The sequence below is a fragment of the Cupriavidus sp. MEYA8 genome (assembly GCF_059278825.1).
Genome location: NZ_CM181222.1, coordinates 191458 through 211209 on the forward strand (window position 1 = coordinate 191458; position 19752 = coordinate 211209).

Genomic DNA, 19752 nt, shown 5'->3' on the forward strand with positions numbered 1-19752 from the left:
CAAGGCACGCTAAAGCGCGCCAAGTCGCATTGAGTCGCGTGCGGCCGGCGCATGCCCACGCGCCACGCATCTCCAGCGTGACGAGAACGGCCCTGCGGCGGCGTGCCGGCCCGTTTGACTAGGGATAGAGAACGACCTAGGCTAAGTACGCTTGAAGTCCACTTCCGTGCGCGGACGCTGCCATGCCGGCCTGCGCGATCTCGCGGCATGTGACCGGCGTAGAACAAGGAGGGCTAACCATGAACATGCGGCCGGATCCCACGTTTTACCCGTCGCCCCAGCTCGCGATGAGCGCACCGCCGGAAGAATTCGCCTACACCCTGCTGCTGAGCCCCGACGGCTCGCGCCCCGACGCACTGGCCGTGATCGACGTCAAGCCCGGCTCGCCCACCTACAGCACGGTGGTGCATACCGTGCCGATGACCAACAAGGGCGACGAGCTGCACCACTTCGGCTGGAATGCCTGTTCCTCCGCGCTGTCGCCGCTGACCGGCCACGCGTTCCTGGAGCGGCGCTACCTGATCATTCCCGGCATGCGCTCGTCGCGCATCTATATCGTCGACACCAAGCCGCATCCCACGCAGGCGCGCATCCACAAGATCATCGAGCCGGACGAGATCATCGGCAAGACCGGCTACTCGCGGCCGCACACCGTGCATTGCGGCCCCGAAGGGATCTACGTCAGCACGCTCGGCGGCGCGGGGCAGGACGGCACCGACGGGTTCCCCGGCATCTTCATCATGGACTGCGAGACCTTCGAGGTGCTCGGCCGCTGGGAAATCGACCGCGGCGAGCAGGAGAAGCACTACGACTTCTGGTGGAACCTGCCGCGCGACTACATGGTGTCGAGCGAGTGGGCCTTGCCGCCGCAGTTCGAGAACGGCCTGGTGGCCGAAGACCTGCTCTCCAACAAGTACGGCCACAAGCTGCACTTCTGGGACCTGCGCGCGCGGCGCAATGTGCAGACCATCGACCTGGGCGCCAACCACCAGATGGCGCTGGAAGTCAGGCCCGCGCACGATCCGGTGCGGGAATACGGCTTTGTCGGCGTGGTGGTCGACACCACCAACCTGGAAGGCTCGATCTGGACCTGGTGGCGCGAAGGCGGCAAGTTCCACGCGGAAAAGACCGCGACCATCCCGCCCGAGCCGGCCTCGGCCGACCTGCTGCCGCCGTTGCTGCAGGGCTTCGGCGCGGTGCCGCCGCTGATCACCGACATCGACCTGTCGCTCGACGACAAATTCCTGTACGTGTCGTGCTGGGGCACCGGCGAGATGCGCCAGTACGACGTCACCGACCCGCGCAAGCCACGGTTGTCGGGCTCGGTCCATCTCGGCGGCATTGCACGGCGCACGCCGCATCCGAACGGCAAGACCTTCGCCGGCGGCCCGCAGATGGTCGAGATCAGCCGCGACGGCAAGCGCGTTTACTGGACCAACTCGCTCTACTCCACCTGGGACAACCAGTTCTATCCAGACGGCGTGCCCGGCGTGCAGGTGATGGGACGCGCCGAGCCGGAGGGCGGATTGGCGCTGGCCGATGACTACTGGCTGGAATTCCCCGACGGCTACCGCGCGCACCAGGTGCGGCTGGAAGGCGGCGACTGCTCGACTGACTCGTTCTGCTATCCGTCGGTCCGGTCTTGACGGCGTTCTCCTGGGAGCATGCCGGCCTGTGGTCGGCGGTCCTGGCCAGCGGCATCTATCACGGCCTGAATCCCGCGATGGGATGGCCGCTGGCCGTGTCGAACGGGTTGCTGGCGCGGCAGGACCGCGCGGTGGTGTCGGCGCTCGGATGGCTGGCGCTGGGCCACCTGCTGGCGATGATCGCGGTCATGCTGCCGTTCGGCGTGCTGGCCATGGTGGCCCGCTGGCAGGCGCCGCTGCAGTTTGCCGCGGGGCTGCTGGTGATCGGCTGGGGGCTGGCGCTGCTGGCCTGGCGCCGCCATCCGCGCTCGCTGGCGCGCATTCGGCCGGGGCGCCTGGCGCTATGGTCCTTCGCCGTGGCAATCGCGCATGGCGCCGGGCTGATGCTGGTGCCGATCTATCTCGGGCTGTGCCGCGCCGACGAGGATGCCGGCCACAAGGCCGCCGCCGCGCTGATGGGCGCCAATGTCTCGATGGCGCTGCTCGTGTCCGTCGTGCATGCCGCGGCCTTGATCGCCACCGGGGGCGTGGTGGCCTGGCTGGTCTATCGCTATGTCGGGCTTAAATTCGTGTCGCGCAGCTGGTTCAACCTCGACGTGGTGTGGGCGCTCAGCCTGGTGCTTGTCGGTGGGCTGGCGCTGGCATTCAGCGGCATCCAGCTGCCATCGCCGCATTAGCGCAGACGAGCCGAACCACCCGCCCGGCATTATCGCCGCCACCAGCACGGCATCGGCCCGGAGTGGTTTGCCCTTTCCTTGCGAAGTGGATATGATGCCCTGAACCTCGTTTTCAATCTTCTTCAGAGGAACTGAGCGATGGACATCACGGCGCGCGCTTTCGATAATTTGTGCTCACGAAGCATGCATGCGCTGCCGTTTTCCCAAGTTGCGGCCAAACCCTCGCAAATGGGCGCTGCAATGACGATTCCGCGCCGGCTCGACAGCGAGCGGCCACTCCAAGGCGTAGGTCTCGCCTGCCTCTATTAGTCCGGAGCCGGCCAAGGGCGCACTAACGCGCCTGGCGGCTCCGGATATCCCCTCGGATAGCGACTCATCCCCCCGTTGTTTGTCTCATCGGGATTGCGTACCCCTGCTTCTTGAAGCCATGGCGATATTTGATCGTGGCCGGGGTGCATTCTCAAGTCGGGACAGGCACGGGTCGGGCTTCATATTTTTCGAGCGGGGCTCCAGCCGGTTCTGCCGGAGTGTCTCCACTCGGAGCGCCATACTGCGAACCGATGACTGTGGCGCTCACATGCGGGAGCGTGATCATGAATCGATTGCCCTTTGCCCAGCTTTCAGCGGCTCAGCAAGCCAATCTTGAAGTCCTCAGGGGTATGGCAGATGTACTGTGCTTTTCCGAGAAAGCATTTTCACAGTTCGAGACGCTGATGGAATGGAACCTTCAATGGTTCCATGGCGCCGTTCCCGGCACCCATGCATGCACCAGACAGTTCCTGGCAATGCAGAGGCCGCGTGACATCCTCGCAATGCAGGCCTTCGTCATGCAGTGGGCAAGCGGCAGGGCCCTCTTTCCGTCCCGGGATTCGGCATCGCCGCCGTCTGCGCCACCTGTGCCCCAGCGTCACCCGAGTTGAACAAGTGCCGCTCTTGTCACTGACAATGCATGGATTCTTGTCGGGTGCAGCAGGCGGCACCGCCCCAAGGCGCCGCCTCCAGGAATGGGAACTGGCAAGCGCTTGGCCGCTGCACCGGCCTGCTCACGATGCGGGGGGCCGCGCCTTGGTTTGACCAATATCAAGTTCCATCCAACACTGCCGCCTAGGCTGAATGCATCAGACCCAGGGACTATGCAGTCCCATCCCACAGGAGCATCGCATGTACCAGCGCCTCTTGCTCGCCGTGGACGGCAGCCACTCCTCCGACCTGGCGCTCAGCCAGGCCATCGCAATCGCCGCGGCCACCGGCGCCGAAGTCAAGGCGTTGTTTGTGGTCGATGACAGCGATGTGTACTTTGAGGCAGGCTATTTCGATCCCCGCGAACTGGCGAACCAGCAGATCTCGTACGGCCGCAAGGCACTGGACGCCGCGACGGCACGCCTCAGCCAGGCGGGAATCCGATGCCATACGCAATTGGACGAAAAGCCGGTGGCTCCCGGGCGGATCTCCACGACCATCGCCACCGAAGCCGACAATTGGAATGCCGACATGATTGTCATGGGCACGCACGGGCGGCGCGGCGTCAGGCGGCTGCTGATGGGCAGCGTGGCGGAAGGCGTACTGGCCCAGACAACCAAGCCGGTCTTGCTGGTCCGCAGCGAAATCGAAGGCTGACGCCCCACGCCGGGGCACCGACAAGGACACCTGCATGCCCGAGACCATGCGAGCCATGCAATTTGCAGGCGCGGGGCAGCCTTTGGTCCTGGTACACGGGCCAGTCCCCGAGCCCGGGCCGGATGAGGTACGCATCGCTGTTTCTGCCTGCGGCGTATGCCGGACCGACCTGCATATCGTAGACGGCGACCTGCGCCATCCCAAACCGGCGCTCATCCCCGGACACGAGATCGTTGGACGGGTGGATGCTTGCGGAGCGGGTGTCACCGCCTTCGGGCCGGGCGACCGCGTGGGTGTGCCATGGCTTGGCCATACCTGCGGCCACTGTCGCTACTGCCAGCGTCATCACGAAAACCTCTGCGATGCACCGCTATTTACGGGCTATACGCGCGATGGCGGCTACGCTGAATATGTTGTCGCAGACAGCAGGTATTGCTTTCGGATTCCGCCTGCCTACGATGACGAACACGCTGCCCCGCTGCTCTGTGCCGGCCTGATCGGCTACCGGACGCTGCGCATGGCAGGGCCTGCCGCCGATACACGCCGCATCGGCATCTATGGCTTCGGCGCAGCCGCCCACCTGGTTTCGCAAATTGCCGTGGCACAAGGCCGGGAAGTCTACGCTTTCACCCGCACTGGCGACACGGGCGCCCAGCAACTGGCATACCAGACTGGAGCGTGCTGGGCCGGCTCGAGCGACCTCCCGCCTCCGGTGCCTCTGGACGCCGCGCTGATTTTCGCGCCGGTGGGCGCACTGGTGCCCAAAGCGCTACGCGCCGTCGATAAAGGTGGCACCGTTGTCTGCGGCGGCATCCACATGAGCGATATCCCAGGCATGCCTTACGAACTGCTTTGGGAAGAGAGGCGCCTGTGTTCCGTCGCCAACCTGACGCGCGCCGACGGGATTGCGCTGATGGAGATCGCCGCCCGCACCTTGCTGCATACACACACCACCGCGTATCCGCTTGAGCAGGCCAATGAGGCTTTAGCCGATCTGCGTGACGGCCGCCTTTCCGGCGCCGCGGTCTTGCAGATTCATCGTTGATTCTCCTTCAGTTCTAGAATGCGCCCATATCAAACACGTTTTCAGACCCGTGAACATGCCGGAACGGAACTGGCGCGGGCCTTGCATGCGTATCGGGGAACCGGCGCCCTGGTTCTGGCGATCCCTCGTGGCGGAGTGCCGGTCGGGCGCGTCGTCGCCGACGCGCTGGACGCCGAATTCGATCTCGTGATGGCGCGCCGCATCACCCCAGGGATGGCGCTGGACGACACAGGCATGACGTGGTGCACGGGCGAAGCGAATGCGCATGGCGACGCCAGCCGACAGCGTGACGCCCAGTTCGACCAGCTTCGCAGGCAGCGCGCGGTCTATAAGCCGGTTCGCAAGCAGGCGGATCCGGGCGGTCGCGTGGTGATTGTCGTGGATGACGGCCTGGTGAGCGGCGCGACGATGTATGCGGCCCTCTCGCGCCTGCGCAAGCGGCAGCCCGCTCGACTCATATGCGCGCTTCCGATCGCCTCAAGAGCGGGACTGGACAGGATCCGGGCGCTGGTGGATGAAGTCATCTGCCTGGATACCCCGGAGTCCATCGAAAATCTCGCGCATTTCTATCACGAGTTCAGTCTGGTCACCGACGATTTCGTCCGGCAGGTGACAGCCATGCTGCCAGTGCAATCCCCAGGCCATGCCCGGCCAGGGGTGGAGGCGCGCGTGCCGGCAATCAGCAGAGCGATGCTGGTTCCATATGGGACGACTTGCCTGCGAGTCATGTTCGAAACCGCCGCGAATCCCATCGGGGTCGCGGTGATGATTCATGCCGGTGGCGCGGAACGCCGCGACGTCCGCAGTCATTACCTGGCACGCAAGCTACGCGCGAAAGGATTCGCCACCGTGCTTGTGGACCTGCAGCCTGACAGCCGCTTCGACGACGCGCCCGAGTCGGATGTCGATGAGCTGGTGGCAAGGTTGAACCAGACGCTGGGCTTCCTGCATGGCGGAACACCCTGCGCAGACCTCCCTGTCGGCCTGCTTAGTACCGGCACCGCCTCAGCTGCGGCCCTGCGCTCGGCCGCGTACGGCGAGGCACAACTTCGCGCGGTGGCCTGTGTTGCAGGACGACCGGATCTCGCTGGTGCCGCCAGCCTGCAGCGCCTCGATATCCCTGCGCTGCTGATATGTGCAAGCGGCGACCCAAAGAACATTCAGATCAACAATCTTGCGTTTGAGCAAATGCATTGCCCGCGGCAGTTGAGGCTCATCCCGACGAATGGCCGAGGATTCGAAGACCGCAAGGCCCTGGAAGACGTCGCAACACTCACGATAGCCTGGTTCGAGAGGCACCTTGCGCCTCAATCGTGTTCCAGGCTGGGGTACGGTGGATGACATATGCTGGCCGGCTACACCCGGTGGCGAATAGCAGCCGCCGCCGCCATCACAGACCCGACAGCCGATACCTCAAGTAACCGGCGCCGGATTGAACAGCACCAGCGCGTTCCTGATCTTCCAGTGTTCCGCCCATGACTTCTTGCCGCTGGCCACCGCCAGCAGCGTGTGGAACAGCTCCCAGCCCACCTCTTCGATGGTGGCTTCGCCGGTGGCGATGCGGCCGGCGTTGACGTCCATCAGGTCGTGCCAGCGGCGTGCCAGGTCGTTGCGGGTCGAGACCTTGATCACCGGCACCTCGGCCAGCCCATACGGCGTGCCGCGGCCGGTAGTGAAAACGTGCAGGTTCATGCCGGCGGCCAGCTGCAGCGTGCCGCAGACAAAATCGCCCGCCGGCGTGGCGGCATAGATCAAACCCTTCTGCGTGACCTTCTCGCCCGGTCCGCTGACGCCATGGATCGGCCCGGTGCCGGACTTGACGATCGAGCCCATCGCCTTTTCCACGATATTGGACAGGCCGCCCTTCTTGTTGCCCGGCGTGGTGTTGGCGCTGCGGTCGACCTTGCCTTTCTCGAGGTAGGCGTCGTACCAGGCCATCTGCTTCATCAGCGCCTCGGCCACTTCGGGCGTGGCCGCGCGCGCGGTGAGCTGGTCGATGCCGTCGCGGACCTCGGTGACCTCGGAGAACATCACTGTGCCACCGGCGCGCACCAGCAGGTCGGTGGCAAAACCCACCGCGGGATTGGCGGTAACGCCCGAGAAGGCATCGCTGCCGCCGCACTGCACGCCCACCACCAGGTCGGACGCGGGACAGGTCTCGCGCCGGCGCGCGTCCAGGCGCTGCAGGTGCTTCTCGGCCGTAGCCATGATCGACTCGATCATCGAGGCAAAGCCGACGTGCTGCTCGTCCTGCAGGCAGACCACGTCGGGCTCGCCTTCCTTCTGGATCGGGATGGTGCCGGCGCTGACCAGCCGCGCGGGCTGCAGCTTTTCGCAGCCCAGGCTGACGATCATCACTTCCCCGCCGAAGTTGGGGTTCAGCGCGATATTGCGGATCGTGCGGATGGGGATGCCGGCATCCGGCGCATCGATCGCCACGCCACAGCCGTAGGTGTGCTCCAGGCCCACCACGTCGTCGACGTTGGGGTACTTCGGCAGCAGCTCTTCCTTGATGCGCCGCACGGCAAACTCGACCACGCCCTCCACGCACTGCACGGTGGTGGTGATGCCGAGGATATTGCGCGTACCGACCGAGCCGTCCGCATTGCGGTAGCCCTCGAAGGTGTAGCCCTCCAGCGGCGGCAGCGGCCTGACGCGCGTGCCGACCGGCAGGTCGTGCAGCTCCGGCGCGGCCGGCATGCGGATCACGCGCTCGTTGATCCAGCTGCCGCGCGGCAGCTCCTTCAACGCGTAGCCGATCACGACGTTGTAGCGGATCACCTCGTCGCCTTCGCGCAAGTCCGTCAATGCGACCTTGTGACCCTGCGGCACGCCTTCGACCAGCGTCAGGCCGCAGGGGAACGTGGCGCCGGCCGGCAGCCCGCCGTCGTTGGCGACGATGGCGACGTTGTCGTCGGGGTGCATCGTGATGTAGAGGGGGCGCGATGCCGGTGCTGGAGTCGCTTCGCTCATGATTGCAGGCTTTCTTCAGGGGACGGCACTATGCCAGTCACGTGTTACGTTGTCTGACGACATTGTAGAGGCTATGGCGCAAGCTTGTGTCCGGGCTTACCCTGATTTCGAGTAGCCTATGCGTCATATTCTGCATTAAATTGCCGCATAGACGCGAATTTTTCGTTGACATCTGTTGATTTCCATCGATTGTTGTACGACAACCATGGTTTATCCAGTCGCCGACAGCCATTGATTTCATCCGGCAAAACTTTTTGGCAACGCAGAATGACGGGCGGCGACGGATGGCTTATAACGGCTTCAACCGGTTTCACGTGACGAAAACCGGACCAGGAGACCGCCGCCGTGACCACCCCGAGCACCTCGCTGCAGAAAGCCTGCCGCCTGCTGCGCGCGCTGACCGATGCCCGCAACAGCCGCCTGACCGATCTGGCGCTGGCCGCCGGCGTCGACAAGGCTTCGGCGCTGCGCCTGCTTGAAACGCTGGCGGCCGAGGGACTGGTTGAGCGCGATCCCGCCACCAAGGCCTTCACGCCGGGGCGCGAATGGCTGGCGCTGCATGCCGCCACGCTGGCGCGCACCGACCTGCGCCCGCTGGTACGCCCCGCGCTGATCCGGCTGGCCAATGCCTTCGAGGACAGCGCCATCCTGTCCGTGCCGAGCGGCTGCGAATCGGTCTGCATCGAATTGCGGCTGGGCACCTTCCCGATCCGCGCCAACTACCTGGACATCGGCAGCCGCCGGCCGCTGGGCATCGGCGCCGGCAGCCTGGCGCTGCTGGCCGCGCTGCCTGATGCCGAGGTCGACGCTGTGCTCGACGGCATCGCCCCGGCCATGCGCCGCTACCCGCGCTTCAGCCGCGACATGCTGCTGGGCCATGTGCAGGCCACGCGCGAGCGCGGCTACGCCGTATTGCTGGACGTCGTGGTCGAGCGCATGGGCGGCATCGCCATCGCCCTGCCCGGCCCCGACGGCTACCCGCTGGGCGCGATCAGCATTGCGGCGCTCAACGAGCGCATCACCAGCCGCGAGGCCGCGATGGCGCGAGCACTGCTGCGCGAGGCCGACGCCATCTGCGAGCACTGGCGCTCGCACGCCGCCGTGAAGCCAGATATCAAACCCGACATCCAACGGCCGGCTACCCGGCCACGTACGCGAGAGGAGGCATGACATGCGCTGGAAGCAACGTCCGCAAGGCTCCAACTGGGGCGATTTCGGCCCCGACGACCAGCTCGGCCGCGTCAACCTGATCGGCCCCGAGCAGGTCGTCAAGGGCGCGCGCGAGGTGTGGGCCGGCATCAGCTTCTGCCTGTCGCTGCCGCTGGACTACCCGGGCGGCAACAAGCTCAACCCGCGCCGGCACCCGCCGCAGTTGCGCCCGACATTTCGCGACGACAGCCCCTACCTCAACTTCCCGCTCGCCAAGGTCGATCCCGCCGCCACCGACGTGATCAGCGACGACCAGGTGCTGATGTGCCTGCAGTACAGCACGCAGTGGGATGCGCTGGCGCACGTGGGCGCGCTGTTCGATGCCGACGGCGACGGCCGGCCCGAGCGCGTCTACTACAACGGCTTCCGCGCCAACGAGCATATCGTCGGTCCGGTGGATTACGCCGAAGACGACCACTTCGCCGCCCACCCTTGCGGCCACGACCACAGCGCCGCGCAGGCGCTTGGCATCGAGAACTTCGCGGTCAAGGGCATGCAGGGCCGCGGCGTGCTGGTGGACCTGGCGCACGTGTACGGCCAGGACTTCCGCAACATCGGCTATGACGAGCTGATGCGCGCCATGGACGCCGGCAAGGCCGAGGTCGAGCCCGGCGACATGCTGCTGCTGCGCACCGGCTTTGCCGAGGTGGTGCTGTCGATGCAGCGCGAGCCCGACGAAGCCGTGCTGCACCACAGCTGCTGCGCGCTAGACGGCCGCGACGACCGCCTGCTGCAGTGGATCACCGACGCCGGCATCGCCGCGCTGATCGCCGACAACTACGCGGTCGAGCGCTACCCGGCCCGCCCCGCGCCCGATGGCGACCGGCACCACCCGCTGCTGCCGCTGCACCACCACTGCCTGTTCAAGCTGGGCCTGCCGCTGGGCGAGCTGTGGTACCTGCGCGAGCTGGCCGACTGGCTGCGCGCCAATGGCCGCACCCGCTTCCAGCTGACCGCGCCGCCGCTGCGGCTGCCGGGGGCGGTGGGGTCGCCGGTGACGCCGATTGCTACCGTCTAGCCCAAACAAGAACCACAACACGCCAGAGGAGACACCATGAAGCTTCGCCATTCGATCCAGCGCCGGGCCGCCGGCGTCCTGGCCCTGGCCGCGGCGCTTGCCTGCGGCGCCGCGCACGCACAGCCCAAGACTGCGATCTCCGACGACGTGGTCAAGCTCGGCATGCTGCTCGACATGAGCGGCCTGTACGCCGATGTCACCGGCCGCGGCAGCGCCACCGCGGCGCAGATGGCCATCGACGATTTCGGCGGCAAGGTGCTGGGCAGGAAGATCGAGCTGGTGGTGGTCGATCACCAGAACAAGGCCGATATCGCGGCCAACAAGGCGCGCGAGTGGTACGACACCGGCAATGTCGATGCCAGCCTCGACGTGGCCGCCTCGGCGCCGGCGCTGGCCGTGCTGGAAGTGGCGAAGCAGAAGAACCGCATCGTGGTGTTCTCGGGGCCCGGCACCGAACGCATCACCAACGACCTGTGCACGCCGGTGTCGGTGCACTACGCCTACGACACCTATGCGCTTGCCAATACCACCGCGCGCGCCACGGTGCAGCGCGGCGGCAAGACCTGGTTCTTCCTGACCGCCGACTACGCTTTCGGGCATACGCTGCAGGACTCCGCCACCGCGGTGATCAACGAAACCGGGGGCAAGGTGGTGGGCGCCGCGCGCCACCCGATCGGCGCCAGCGACTTTGCCTCGTACCTGCTGCAGGCGCAGGCCAGCAAGGCGCAAGTCGTGGGACTGGCCAATGCGGGCGGCGACACCATCAATGCGATCAAGGCGGCGTCGGAGTTCGGCCTCACGCGCAACGGCGCGCAGCGCATGGCGGGACTGCTGCTCTACATCAACGATATCCACGCCATCGGGCTGAAGACCGCGGGCGGCCTCGTGCTCACCGAAGCCTTCTACTGGGACATGAACGATGCCACGCGCGCGTGGTCGCGCCGCTATTTCGAGAAGCTGAAGAAGATGCCCAACATGAGCCAGGCCGGCGCGTATTCGTCGGTGATGCACTACCTGAAGGCGGTGCAGGCGGCGGGCACCGACGAGACCGCGGCGGTGATGAAGAAGATGAAGTCGCTGCCGATCAACGACTTCTTCGCAAGGAACGGCCGCATTCGCGAGGACGGCCGCATGATCCACGACATGTACCTGTTCGAGGTGAAGACGCCGGCCGAATCCCGGTATCCATGGGACTACTACAAGGTGGTGGCGACAGTACCCGGCGAGCAGGCCTTCATGCCGGCATCGAAGTCGCAATGCCCTCTGCTCAAGCACTGACATGCTCGCCACCTACCTGCGCGGCAGCGGCAACACCCGCTTCGGCCGCATCGAGGGCAGCACGCCGCTGGCGCTGATGGCACAGGCCGCCGATGCCGCGCTGGCCGACGCCGGGCTGGCGCGCGCCGGCATCGACGGCGTGCTGTGCGGCTATGCCACCACGCTGCCGCACCTGATGCTGGCCGACCGCTTCTGCGAATACGCCTCGCTCACGCCCGCCTACGCCCACGGCGTGGCCGCGGGCGGCGCCACCGGCGGCGTGATGGCCATGCTGGCGCATGAGCTGGTGCGCGCCGGCCGCTGCCGCCACGTGCTGGTGGTGGCGGGCGAGAACCGCCTCAGCGGCCAGAGCCGTGACCAGTCGATCCAGACGCTGGCGCAGGTGGGCGAACCGCATGCCGAGGTGCCCAACGGCGCCTCGGTGCCGGCCTACTACGCGCTGCTGGCGTCGCGCTACCTGCATGAGACCGGCATGGATGCCGATGCGCTGTCCGGCTTTGCCGTGCTGATGCGCGAGCATGCCGCCGGCCATCCGGATGCGCACCTGCGCGAGCCGCTGTCGCTCGCGCAGGCGCGCGCCGCCCGCCCGATCGCCACGCCGCTGCGGCTGTCCGACTGCTGCCCGATTTCCGATGGCGCGGTGGCGGTGATCGTTTCCGCGGAACCCGGCGCGGGCACGCCGGTGCGCATCGCCGGCGCAGGGCAGGCACACCGGCACCAGCACCTGGGCGCCATCGACGACGTGATGCAGACCGGCGCCGCCGAGGCCGCGCAGTGCGCCTTCGCCGAGGCGGGCGGCAGCGTGGACGGCATCGACTGCCTCGCGATCTACGACTCGTTCACCATCACGCTGGTCATGCTGCTGGAAGAACTCGGACTGGCGCCGCGCGGGCAAGCGCACGCGCGCCTGCAAGCCGGCGATTTCAGCCGCGCCGGCGCGCTGCCGCTCAACACGCATGGCGGGCTGCTTGCGTTCGGCCATTCCGGCGCGGCAGGCGGCCTGATGCATCTTGCCGAAGCCGCGCGCCAGCTCGCGGGCCGCGCCGGGGAACGTCAACTGAGCAAGCGCCGCCGCGCGCTGTTCCATGCCGACGGTGGCGTGCTGTCGTCGCATGTCAGCCTGGTGCTGGAGGCCGCGCCATGAGCCATCCCTATACCGACGGACTCGATGCCGGCGTGGTGCGCTACCAGTGTTGCGACGACTGCGGAGCCTGGCAGCCGCTGGAACGGCACGCCTGCCGCGCCTGCGGCAGCCTGCAGTTGCGCTGGCGCGATGCCGGCGGGCTGGCCACGGTGTATGCGGTCACCGAGATCAGCCGCGCCCCGGCCGGGGCCTTCCGCGCGCTGGCGCCCTACACGCTGGTGCTGGCCACGCTGGACGAAGGCCCGCGGGTGATGGGCCATGCCGAGCCCGGCGTGGCGATCGGCGAGCGCGTGCGCGCAGGCTTCCTGCGCTTCGGCGAAGGGACGCTGCTGCGTTTCCTGCGCGAATAGCGCCTTCCGGCGCCAGCCGGCGCGCGTCCGCCTCCATCCCAGCCGGCACCCACAACCGGAGAATCCCCTTGGCACCGAATCGATCCCGGCGGCACGCGCTCGCCCTGCTTTCCTGCCTCGCCTTGTCCGCGGCATTTATGCCGCCAGCGCTGGCGCAGTCCTTCCCCGTCAAGCCGATCCGGCTGGTGGTGCCCTACCCGCCCGGCGGCCCCACCGACATCGTTGCGCGCGTGGTCGGCCAGAAGCTCTCGGACAAGCTCGGCCAGCCGCTGGTAGTGGAGAACCGCCCCGGCGCCGGCGGCAGTATCGGCGCCGAGGCAGCGGCCCGGGCCGCGCCCGACGGCTACACGCTGCTGGTGGCCACCACCGCGCATGCCATCAACATGACGCTGTTCCGCAAGCCCGGCTACGACACGCGCAAGGACTTCGCGCCGGTAAGCCTGCTCACGCGCGGCCCGCTGGTGCTGGTCACCGCGCCCGCCACGCCCGCGGGCAATGTCGCCGATCTGATCGCGCTGGCCAGGAGCAGGCCCGGCCAGGTCACCTTTGCCAGCTCTGGCAATGGCCAGTCCACCCACCTTGCCGCGGAACTGTTCAACAGCATGGCCGGCGTGCGCATGACGCACGTACCGTACAAAGGCAGTGCGCCTGCGCTGACCGACGTGATGGGCGGCCAGGCCACGGTGATGTTCGACACCATGCTGTCGGCCATGCCGTTCGTGCGCGACGGCAAGCTCAAGGCGCTCGCGGTCACGGGCGCGGCGCGCTCGCCGGCCGCGCCGGACACCCCGACCATCGCGCAGTCAGGATTGCCGGGCTACGAGGCCAGCGCCTGGAACGCGCTGCTGGCGCCCGCCGGCACGCCGCCCGCGGCGCTCGCTGCGCTCGGGACGGCGCTGAAATCCGTGCTCGACGATGCGGACGTGCGTGCGCGCTTCGCCACGCAGGGCTTTGCCGCGGAATGGACCTCGCCACCGGCCACCGCGCGGTTCCTCGAACACGAAATCGACAAATGGGCCCGGGTCGTCAAGGCATCCGGCGCCACCATCGACTGATCCCCTACGCATAGCTCACGCATACCCTACGGCCCCTGTCATGACCGCTCCCCTCCAGTCACTGCTCGCTCCCCGCTCCATCGCCGTGATCGGCGCCTCCGACAATATCCACAAGATCGGCGGCCGCCCCATCCACTACATGAAGGCGCACGGCTACGCCGGCACGCTCTACCCGGTCAACCCGCAGCGCGACACCATCCAGGGCCTGCGCGCCTGTCCCACGCTGGACGCGCTGCCCGAAGTCCCCGAACTCGCCATCATCATCGTCGCCGGAGATGCCGCCGTGCAGGCCGTGCGGGACTGCGCGCGGCTGGGCGTGGCGGCGGCCATCGTGATCGCATCGGGCTTCGGCGAGGGCGGTGCCGAAGGCCGGCGCCAGCAGGACGAGATGGTGCGCGCCGCGCGCGCCAGCGGGCTGCGGCTGGTTGGTCCCAACAGCCAGGGGCTGGCCAATTTCGGCAGCGGCGCCATCGCCAGCTTTTCGACCATGTTCATCGAGGTGCCGCCGCAGGATGGCCCGGTCGCCGTGGTCAGCCAGAGCGGCGGCGTGGCGGCGATGGTCTATGGTCTGCTGCGCGGCCAGGGCATCGGCGTGCGCCACGTGCATGCCACCGGCAACCAGGCCGACATCACCGTCGGCGAGCTGGCACTGGCGGTGGCGCACGATCCTGGCGTGCGGCTGGTGCTGCTGTACCTGGAAAGCCTGACCGACCCCGAGATGCTGGCCGAGGCGGCGCGCGTGGCGCGGGCGCGCAACGTGCCGGTGGTGGCGGCCAAGGCCGGCCGCTCGCAGGACGGGCAGCGCGCCGCCGCGTCGCACACCGGCGCCATCGCCAACGAGGACCGCGCGGTCGATGCCTTCCTGCAGCGCCACGGCATCTGGCGCGTCGACGATGCGCATGCGCTGGCACGCTGCGCGCCGATGTACCTGCGCGGCTGGCAAGCCGGGGGAAGGCGGCTGGTGGTCGTCAGCAACTCCGGCGCGAGCTGCGTGATGGCCGCCGATGCAGCGCCGTCGTCCGGCCTGGCGCTGGCGCCGCTGTCCGATGCCACGCAGGCCGCGCTGGCGGAGCGCCTGCCCGGTTTCGCCGCCACCGCCAACCCGGTCGATGTCACCGCCGCACTGCTCACCAACAGCGCGCTGTTCGGCGAGGTGCTGCCGGTGGTGGCGCGCGATCCCGCCGCCGACCTGTTCCTGCTCGATATCCCCGTCTCCGGCATGGGCTACGACGTGCCGCGCTTTGCCCGCGACGCCGCCGCGTTTGCCGACACCGCGGGCAAGCCCATCGCGGTCGCCGTATGGCAAGCGCCGGTGGCCGATGCCTTCCGGCAGGCCAACGTGCCGACCTACGCCTGCGCGGCGCAAGCGCTGGCAGCGTTCTCGCAACTGGTCTCGCACCAGCAGCGGCTGCGGCAGATCGCGGCCGAGGGCGAGCCGCCGCTACCCGCTGCACCTGCCGTGCCGGCGTCACCGGTGAAAGGTACGACGCTGAGCGAAGCCGCCAGCCTGGAGCGTCTCGCCGCGGCAGGCGTGCCGGTGGTCGAGCACTATCTTTGCCACGACATCGACGCCGCCGTGGCCGCGTGGCAGCGCATCGGCGCGCCGGTTGCCGTCAAGGCGAGCTCGCCCCAGGTGCCGCACAAGAGCGAGCACGGGCTGGTCGCCCTGCACTGCAATGATCGGGAGGCAGTAGCGCGTGCGTTCAGCGCCCAGATGCGCACGCTGCAGGCCATGGACGCGCATTGCGAAGGCATCGTCATCGCGCGCATGGTGCGCGGCCAGCGCGAATGCATGATCGGCGCGCACTGGGATCCCGTATTCGGCGCGGTGCTGGTGGTCGGCGACGGCGGCAAGTATGTCGAGACCTTGCGCGACACCGCCGTGCTGCTGGCGCCGTGCAGCGAAGCCGATGTCGCCCGCGCTGTGGACAGCCTGCGCATCGCGCCGCTGCTGCGCGGCGTGCGCAACGAGCCGGCGGCCGACATCGCCGCGCTGTGCCGGCTGGCGGTGCAAGTCGGCCAACTGGTCCACGCGGCCGGCGGCACGATCCGCTCGGTCGATCTCAACCCGGTGATGGCGAGCGCCGACGGCGTGGTGGTGGTCGATGCGCTGATCGAGGTGGCAGGGGTGCCACGTTAGCGCAGCGTGGCGGCACCCCGCGCCCTTCCCGGCGAGGGCTGCAGCGCAATGCCGACGCATCAGTCGACATCTACTTCGGCGCGGAGCCGCGGTTCAGTCCGTCGGTTCGTTGCCGCACGGGATTCCGGGTTGGCCCGACGGGTTCGCTGAACTAGACTGGAGAGCACGTTGCGTCGGCTTCGCCACCGCACCGTTGTGCCTTCCGGACTGCCGCTCCCGAGATTCCAGGCACAAGCCTGCGCATACCAATCAACGACAATTTCCACGACTTCGGGAAGCGCTGTCCATTTACTCGATTGCCCCGAAACTCAAGCGTAAGTGCCAGACATAGTACTAAATGCAGGATGCGAATCGCACTCGCTTTCAGCCGAGGCCCTATTCCGAAAACAATTCAATAAACTCGTTGCGCAGCCACTGATTCGCAGGGTCGCGATGATATCGGGCATGCCAGAACAGGTTGATCTGGATGGCCGGCAGCGCGAACGGATGATTGATATACCTGAGCCCGAAATACTTGGCACACCGTTCCGCAAACGTCCAGGTCACGGTGGCAACCAGGTCGGTGGTGGCAATGATGTCCGCCAGTGCCACGAAATGCGGGACGCGCAGCCGGATGCTGCGCTTTACGCCGCCCTGGGCCAGCAGCTCGTCGACGCGCGCATGCCCCGTTCCCGCCGCCGTGACCACGACATGCTCGGCGGCTTCGAAGTCCCGCATGCTGACCTTCTTCTTGTCCATCGCGTGGCCGGGACGGAACAGGCAGACGTAGCGCTGGCGGAACAGGCGCCGCTGAAAAAATTCCGTACTGAGTTCAGGCAGGTGGCCGACAGCAAGGTCGATCTTGCCCTGGCTCATCTCGGCCGCCAGGTCGACCGCCGTATTGCGCACCGTGGTCACGGTCACGCCCGGCGCCCGTTGCCCGAGCGCACCCATCAGCGGCGGAATGAAGTGCACCTCGCCGATATCCGTCATGGCGATCCGGAATGCGCGCTCGCTGCGCAGAGGATCGAAAGTCATCTTGCGGCTGAGCGTTGCCTGCAGCGATTCCAGCGCATGGCCGACCGGCTCGGCCAGTTCCTGCGCAAGTGGTGTCGGCAGCATTCCCCTGCTGCTTCGTACAAAGAGCTGGTCGCCCAGCAGGGTCCGCAGGCGTGCCAACGCGTTGCTGACTGCCGGCTGGCTCAGGTTCATGGCCCTGGCCGTGCCGGAAACGGTCCCCTGCCGCAACAGCTGATCGAACACGACGAGCAGGTTCAGGTCGACGTCCTTCAGTTCCATCGCGCACCTTTATTGATTCCGTGAATATCAACTATAGCCGGGATTCTATTGGTTTATTGCGGTCGATGTCCGATGATCCTTCCCATACGAAAAGACATAGGCACATACGGAGACGCCCCATGAATCCCGCCCTTCCCTGGCGATAGCCCGCCCCGGGGAATCCCCCCCTGAAGTCACCCCAAGCACACAGACGCCGCACAGGCCCACCGGGCCCGCGCGCGGACTCCGTTCGCTCTATGGAAACCGCCATGGCAACAGCCTCCCATGAAGACCGCCCAGTGTGGGCCGACGACAGCATCAGCCGCATCCCGTTCCGCGTCTATACCGACGCGCAGCTTTACCAGCGCGAGCTCGAACGCTGCTTCTACCAGGGTCACTGGAACTATGTCGGCCTGGAGGCCGAGATCCCGCATCCCGGCGACTTCAAGCGCACCACGCTTGGCGAGCGGTCCGTGATCCTGGTGCGCGACCAGGACGGCGACATCAACGTCATCGAGAACGTATGCGCCCATCGCGGCATGAAGTTCTGCCGCGAGCGCAGCGGGAACCGGAAGGATTTCCACTGCCCCTACCACCAGTGGAACTATGACCTGAAGGGCAGCCTGCAAGGGGTGCCATTGCGTCGTGGCGTCAAGCAGGACGGCAAGGTCAACGGGGGCATGCCCGCCGACTTCAGGCCGCAGGAGCACGGGCTCACGCAGCTGAAGGTCGCCACGCGCGGCGGGGTGGTGTTCGCCTCGTTCGACCATGACGTCCCTTCGCTCGAGGACTACCTCGGGCCGGACATCCTCGGCTACTTCGACCGGCTGTTCAATGGCCGCAAGCTGAAGGTCCTCGGCTACAACAAGCAGCGCATTCCGGGCAACTGGAAGCTGATGCAGGAGAACATCAAGGACCCCTACCACCCCGGGCTGCTGCATACGTGGTTTGTCACGTTCGGGCTCTGGCGCGCGGACAACAAGGCCCGCCTGGTGATGGATGCTGATTTCCGCCATGCCGCGATGGTGTCGACCCGCGGCCAGGGCGGCAAGAGCGACGTGACCTCCGGCGTGTCCAGCTTCAAGGACCAGATGGCCCTGCACGACGACCGCATCCTCGACATCGTCCACGAGCCGTGGTGGGGCGAGCCAACCGCGGTGATGATGACGGTCTTCCCGAGCGTGATCTTCCAGCAGCAAGTCAATTCGGTGTCCACGCGCCATATCCAGCCCAACGGCCCAGACTCCTTCGACTTCGTCTGGACGCACTTCGGCTTCGAGGACGACACCGAGGACATGACGCGGCGCCGGCTGCGCCAGGCCAATCTCTTCGGGCCCGCCGGCTTTGTGTCAGCCGACGACGGCGAAGCCATCGAATGCTCGCAGGAAGGCTTCTCCCAGAAGCCCTGGCATCGCGTGATTGCCGAACTGGGCGGCAAGACCGCCGAGAACACCGAACACATGGTCACCGAGACCCTGATCCGCGGCATGTACGCCTACTGGCGCAAGGTGATGGAGGTCTGAAGCCATGGACTTTACCGACTACTACGCGCTGCTCGCGCTGTACGCCGACTACACCAGCGCCGTGGACAACGGCGAATGGGACCGCTGGCCGGAGTTCTTCACCGACGACTGCCTCTACCGGGTTCAGCCGCGCGAGAACCACGAACGCGGGTTGCCGCTCGCCACGCTGTCGCTCGAGGGCAAGGGGATGCTGAAAGACCGCATCTACGGCATCCGGGAGACGCTGTTCCACGATCCCTACTACCAGCGCCACATCGTCGGGGCGCCCCTGATCCGGGAGGCCGGTGCCGACAGGATCGTGGCCGAGGCCAACTATGCCGTGCTGCGCACCAAGCCGGACCAGATGACCGATGTGTACAACGCCGGCCGCTACCTCGACACCATCGTGCGCACGCCCGAGGGCTGGCGCTTCGCGTCGCGCATCTGCGTGTTCGATAGCGAGATGATCCCCAACTCGCTGATCTACCCCATCTAGCAGGAGCCATTCATGACTGAAACCTGGATCGAGGCAGCGCTGCTGTCCAGCGTCCCGCAGGACGATGTGATCGCCGTGGCCGTGGAGGGCAAGGAGATCGCCCTGTATGGCGTCGACGGCGACGTCTATGCGACCGACAACATTTGCACGCATGGCCATGCGCGCCTGTGCGACGGCTTTCTTGAAGGACACGAGATCGAATGCCCGCTCCACCAGGGCAGGTTCGACATCCGCAACGGCGCGGCGATGTGCGCCCCGCTGACCGAAGGCATCCGCACCTATCCGGTCCGCATCGAAGGCGACAAGGTCTACCTCGACCTCGGCTGAGAAGTGCCGGCCAGCAAC

Annotated in this window: 18 protein-coding genes; 16 read left to right on the forward strand and 2 right to left on the reverse strand. The window is 66.9% G+C overall.

Annotated elements, in window-relative coordinates; genetic code table 11:
• Positions 1-239 precede the first annotated feature (239 nt).
• From AC5WJ1_RS17940 to AC5WJ1_RS17965, 6 genes are all read left to right on the forward strand, one after another.
• Positions 240-1646: a selenium-binding protein SBP56-related protein gene (locus tag AC5WJ1_RS17940; RefSeq protein WP_133095136.1), complete on the forward strand. Its 1407-nt coding sequence runs from the start codon at positions 240-242 to the stop codon at positions 1644-1646.
• The gene (locus AC5WJ1_RS17945; protein WP_135703845.1) at positions 1643-2323 is read left to right on the forward strand and encodes a hypothetical protein; all 681 of its coding nucleotides are present in this window, start codon (positions 1643-1645) and stop codon (positions 2321-2323) included. The genes AC5WJ1_RS17940 and AC5WJ1_RS17945 overlap by 4 nt, the downstream gene beginning before the upstream one ends.
• Positions 2324-2916: 593 nt before the next feature.
• On the forward strand, positions 2917-3243 hold the full coding sequence (locus AC5WJ1_RS17950; protein WP_195431629.1) for a hypothetical protein: 327 nt from the start codon (positions 2917-2919) through the stop codon (positions 3241-3243).
• A 241-nt stretch (positions 3244-3484) separates the two neighbouring features.
• Positions 3485-3940: a universal stress protein gene (locus AC5WJ1_RS17955; RefSeq protein ID WP_135703844.1), complete on the forward strand. Its 456-nt coding sequence runs from the start codon at positions 3485-3487 to the stop codon at positions 3938-3940.
• A gap of 34 nt (positions 3941-3974) precedes the next feature.
• The gene (locus AC5WJ1_RS17960; protein ID WP_133095139.1) at positions 3975-4985 is read left to right on the forward strand and encodes a zinc-dependent alcohol dehydrogenase family protein; all 1011 of its coding nucleotides are present in this window, start codon (positions 3975-3977) and stop codon (positions 4983-4985) included.
• Positions 4986-5003: 18 nt separating this feature from the next.
• Positions 5004-6326 carry a phosphoribosyltransferase family protein gene (locus AC5WJ1_RS17965; RefSeq protein ID WP_133095140.1) on the forward strand — a complete coding sequence of 441 codons (1323 nt, stop codon included), beginning with the start codon at positions 5004-5006 and terminating at the stop codon, positions 6324-6326.
• A gap of 72 nt (positions 6327-6398) precedes the next feature.
• Here the strand turns inward: AC5WJ1_RS17965 and garD are convergent, their stop codons facing one another.
• Positions 6399-7958 carry a galactarate dehydratase gene (gene garD, locus AC5WJ1_RS17970; protein ID WP_133095141.1) on the reverse strand — a complete coding sequence of 520 codons (1560 nt, stop codon included), beginning with the start codon at positions 7956-7958 and terminating at the stop codon, positions 6399-6401.
• A 345-nt stretch (positions 7959-8303) separates the two neighbouring features.
• On the opposite strand from garD, the gene AC5WJ1_RS17975 reads away from it, so the two are divergent.
• From AC5WJ1_RS17975 to AC5WJ1_RS18005, 7 genes are all read left to right on the forward strand, one after another.
• Complete coding sequence (locus AC5WJ1_RS17975) at positions 8304-9128, forward strand: IclR family transcriptional regulator (RefSeq protein ID WP_494476835.1); 825 nt, start codon at positions 8304-8306, stop codon at positions 9126-9128.
• Position 9129: 1 nt separating this feature from the next.
• A complete protein-coding gene (locus tag AC5WJ1_RS17980; RefSeq protein WP_494476836.1) occupies positions 9130-10185 on the forward strand; it encodes a cyclase family protein in 1056 nt (351 codons plus the stop codon).
• A gap of 36 nt (positions 10186-10221) precedes the next feature.
• The gene (locus AC5WJ1_RS17985) at positions 10222-11463 is read left to right on the forward strand and encodes an ABC transporter substrate-binding protein (protein ID WP_494476837.1); all 1242 of its coding nucleotides are present in this window, start codon (positions 10222-10224) and stop codon (positions 11461-11463) included.
• A 1-nt stretch (position 11464) separates the two neighbouring features.
• Complete coding sequence (locus AC5WJ1_RS17990; protein ID WP_135703838.1) at positions 11465-12607, forward strand: thiolase family protein; 1143 nt, start codon at positions 11465-11467, stop codon at positions 12605-12607.
• Complete coding sequence (locus AC5WJ1_RS17995; protein WP_135703837.1) at positions 12604-12957, forward strand: Zn-ribbon domain-containing OB-fold protein; 354 nt, start codon at positions 12604-12606, stop codon at positions 12955-12957. The genes AC5WJ1_RS17990 and AC5WJ1_RS17995 overlap by 4 nt, the downstream gene beginning before the upstream one ends.
• Positions 12958-13025: 68 nt before the next feature.
• Positions 13026-14012 carry a tripartite tricarboxylate transporter substrate binding protein gene (locus AC5WJ1_RS18000; protein WP_195431618.1) on the forward strand — a complete coding sequence of 329 codons (987 nt, stop codon included), beginning with the start codon at positions 13026-13028 and terminating at the stop codon, positions 14010-14012.
• Positions 14013-14052: 40 nt separating this feature from the next.
• Positions 14053-16152 (forward strand): acetate--CoA ligase family protein, encoded by a 2100-nt coding sequence (locus tag AC5WJ1_RS18005; RefSeq protein WP_494476838.1) that lies wholly within the window; start codon positions 14053-14055, stop codon positions 16150-16152.
• Between the two features lie 375 nt (positions 16153-16527).
• On the opposite strand, the gene AC5WJ1_RS18010 is transcribed toward AC5WJ1_RS18005, so the two are convergent.
• Complete coding sequence (locus AC5WJ1_RS18010; RefSeq protein WP_135703835.1) at positions 16528-17430, reverse strand: LysR family transcriptional regulator; 903 nt, start codon at positions 17428-17430, stop codon at positions 16528-16530.
• Between the two features lie 248 nt (positions 17431-17678).
• Here AC5WJ1_RS18010 and AC5WJ1_RS18015 point away from each other — a divergent pair, with 248 nt between their 5' ends.
• Genes AC5WJ1_RS18015 through AC5WJ1_RS18025 form a run of 3 tightly spaced genes read left to right on the forward strand, consistent with a single transcriptional unit; the run spans position 17679 to position 19734 of the window.
• Complete coding sequence (locus AC5WJ1_RS18015) at positions 17679-18932, forward strand: aromatic ring-hydroxylating dioxygenase subunit alpha (RefSeq protein ID WP_494476839.1); 1254 nt, start codon at positions 17679-17681, stop codon at positions 18930-18932.
• A 4-nt stretch (positions 18933-18936) separates the two neighbouring features.
• Positions 18937-19407 carry an aromatic-ring-hydroxylating dioxygenase subunit beta gene (locus tag AC5WJ1_RS18020; protein WP_133095150.1) on the forward strand — a complete coding sequence of 157 codons (471 nt, stop codon included), beginning with the start codon at positions 18937-18939 and terminating at the stop codon, positions 19405-19407.
• A 12-nt stretch (positions 19408-19419) separates the two neighbouring features.
• Positions 19420-19734 (forward strand): non-heme iron oxygenase ferredoxin subunit, encoded by a 315-nt coding sequence (locus AC5WJ1_RS18025; RefSeq protein WP_133095151.1) that lies wholly within the window; start codon positions 19420-19422, stop codon positions 19732-19734.
• The last annotated feature ends 18 nt before the right edge of the window (positions 19735-19752 follow it).

What these genes read in the sequence shown, in the direction of transcription:
- AC5WJ1_RS18025 (WP_133095151.1), top strand. Translation starts at nt 19,420, where the DNA reads ATGACTGAAACCTGGATCGAGGCAGCGCTGCTGTCCAGCGTCCCGCAG.
- AC5WJ1_RS18015 (WP_494476839.1), top strand. Translation starts at nt 17,679, where the DNA reads ATGGCAACAGCCTCCCATGAAGACCGCCCAGTGTGGGCCGACGACAGC.
- AC5WJ1_RS18010 (WP_135703835.1), bottom strand. Translation starts at nt 17,430, where the DNA reads ATGGAACTGAAGGACGTCGACCTGAACCTGCTCGTCGTGTTCGATCAG.
- AC5WJ1_RS18020 (WP_133095150.1), top strand. Translation starts at nt 18,937, where the DNA reads ATGGACTTTACCGACTACTACGCGCTGCTCGCGCTGTACGCCGACTAC.
- AC5WJ1_RS17940 (WP_133095136.1), top strand. Translation starts at nt 240, where the DNA reads ATGAACATGCGGCCGGATCCCACGTTTTACCCGTCGCCCCAGCTCGCG.
- AC5WJ1_RS17955 (WP_135703844.1), top strand. Translation starts at nt 3,485, where the DNA reads ATGTACCAGCGCCTCTTGCTCGCCGTGGACGGCAGCCACTCCTCCGAC.
- AC5WJ1_RS17990 (WP_135703838.1), top strand. Translation starts at nt 11,465, where the DNA reads ATGCTCGCCACCTACCTGCGCGGCAGCGGCAACACCCGCTTCGGCCGC.
- garD (WP_133095141.1), bottom strand. Translation starts at nt 7,958, where the DNA reads ATGAGCGAAGCGACTCCAGCACCGGCATCGCGCCCCCTCTACATCACG.
- AC5WJ1_RS17985 (WP_494476837.1), top strand. Translation starts at nt 10,222, where the DNA reads ATGAAGCTTCGCCATTCGATCCAGCGCCGGGCCGCCGGCGTCCTGGCC.
- AC5WJ1_RS18005 (WP_494476838.1), top strand. Translation starts at nt 14,053, where the DNA reads ATGACCGCTCCCCTCCAGTCACTGCTCGCTCCCCGCTCCATCGCCGTG.
- AC5WJ1_RS17960 (WP_133095139.1), top strand. Translation starts at nt 3,975, where the DNA reads ATGCCCGAGACCATGCGAGCCATGCAATTTGCAGGCGCGGGGCAGCCT.
- AC5WJ1_RS17995 (WP_135703837.1), top strand. Translation starts at nt 12,604, where the DNA reads ATGAGCCATCCCTATACCGACGGACTCGATGCCGGCGTGGTGCGCTAC.
- AC5WJ1_RS17965 (WP_133095140.1), top strand. Translation starts at nt 5,004, where the DNA reads ATGCGCCCATATCAAACACGTTTTCAGACCCGTGAACATGCCGGAACG.
- AC5WJ1_RS17950 (WP_195431629.1), top strand. Translation starts at nt 2,917, where the DNA reads ATGAATCGATTGCCCTTTGCCCAGCTTTCAGCGGCTCAGCAAGCCAAT.
- AC5WJ1_RS17980 (WP_494476836.1), top strand. Translation starts at nt 9,130, where the DNA reads ATGCGCTGGAAGCAACGTCCGCAAGGCTCCAACTGGGGCGATTTCGGC.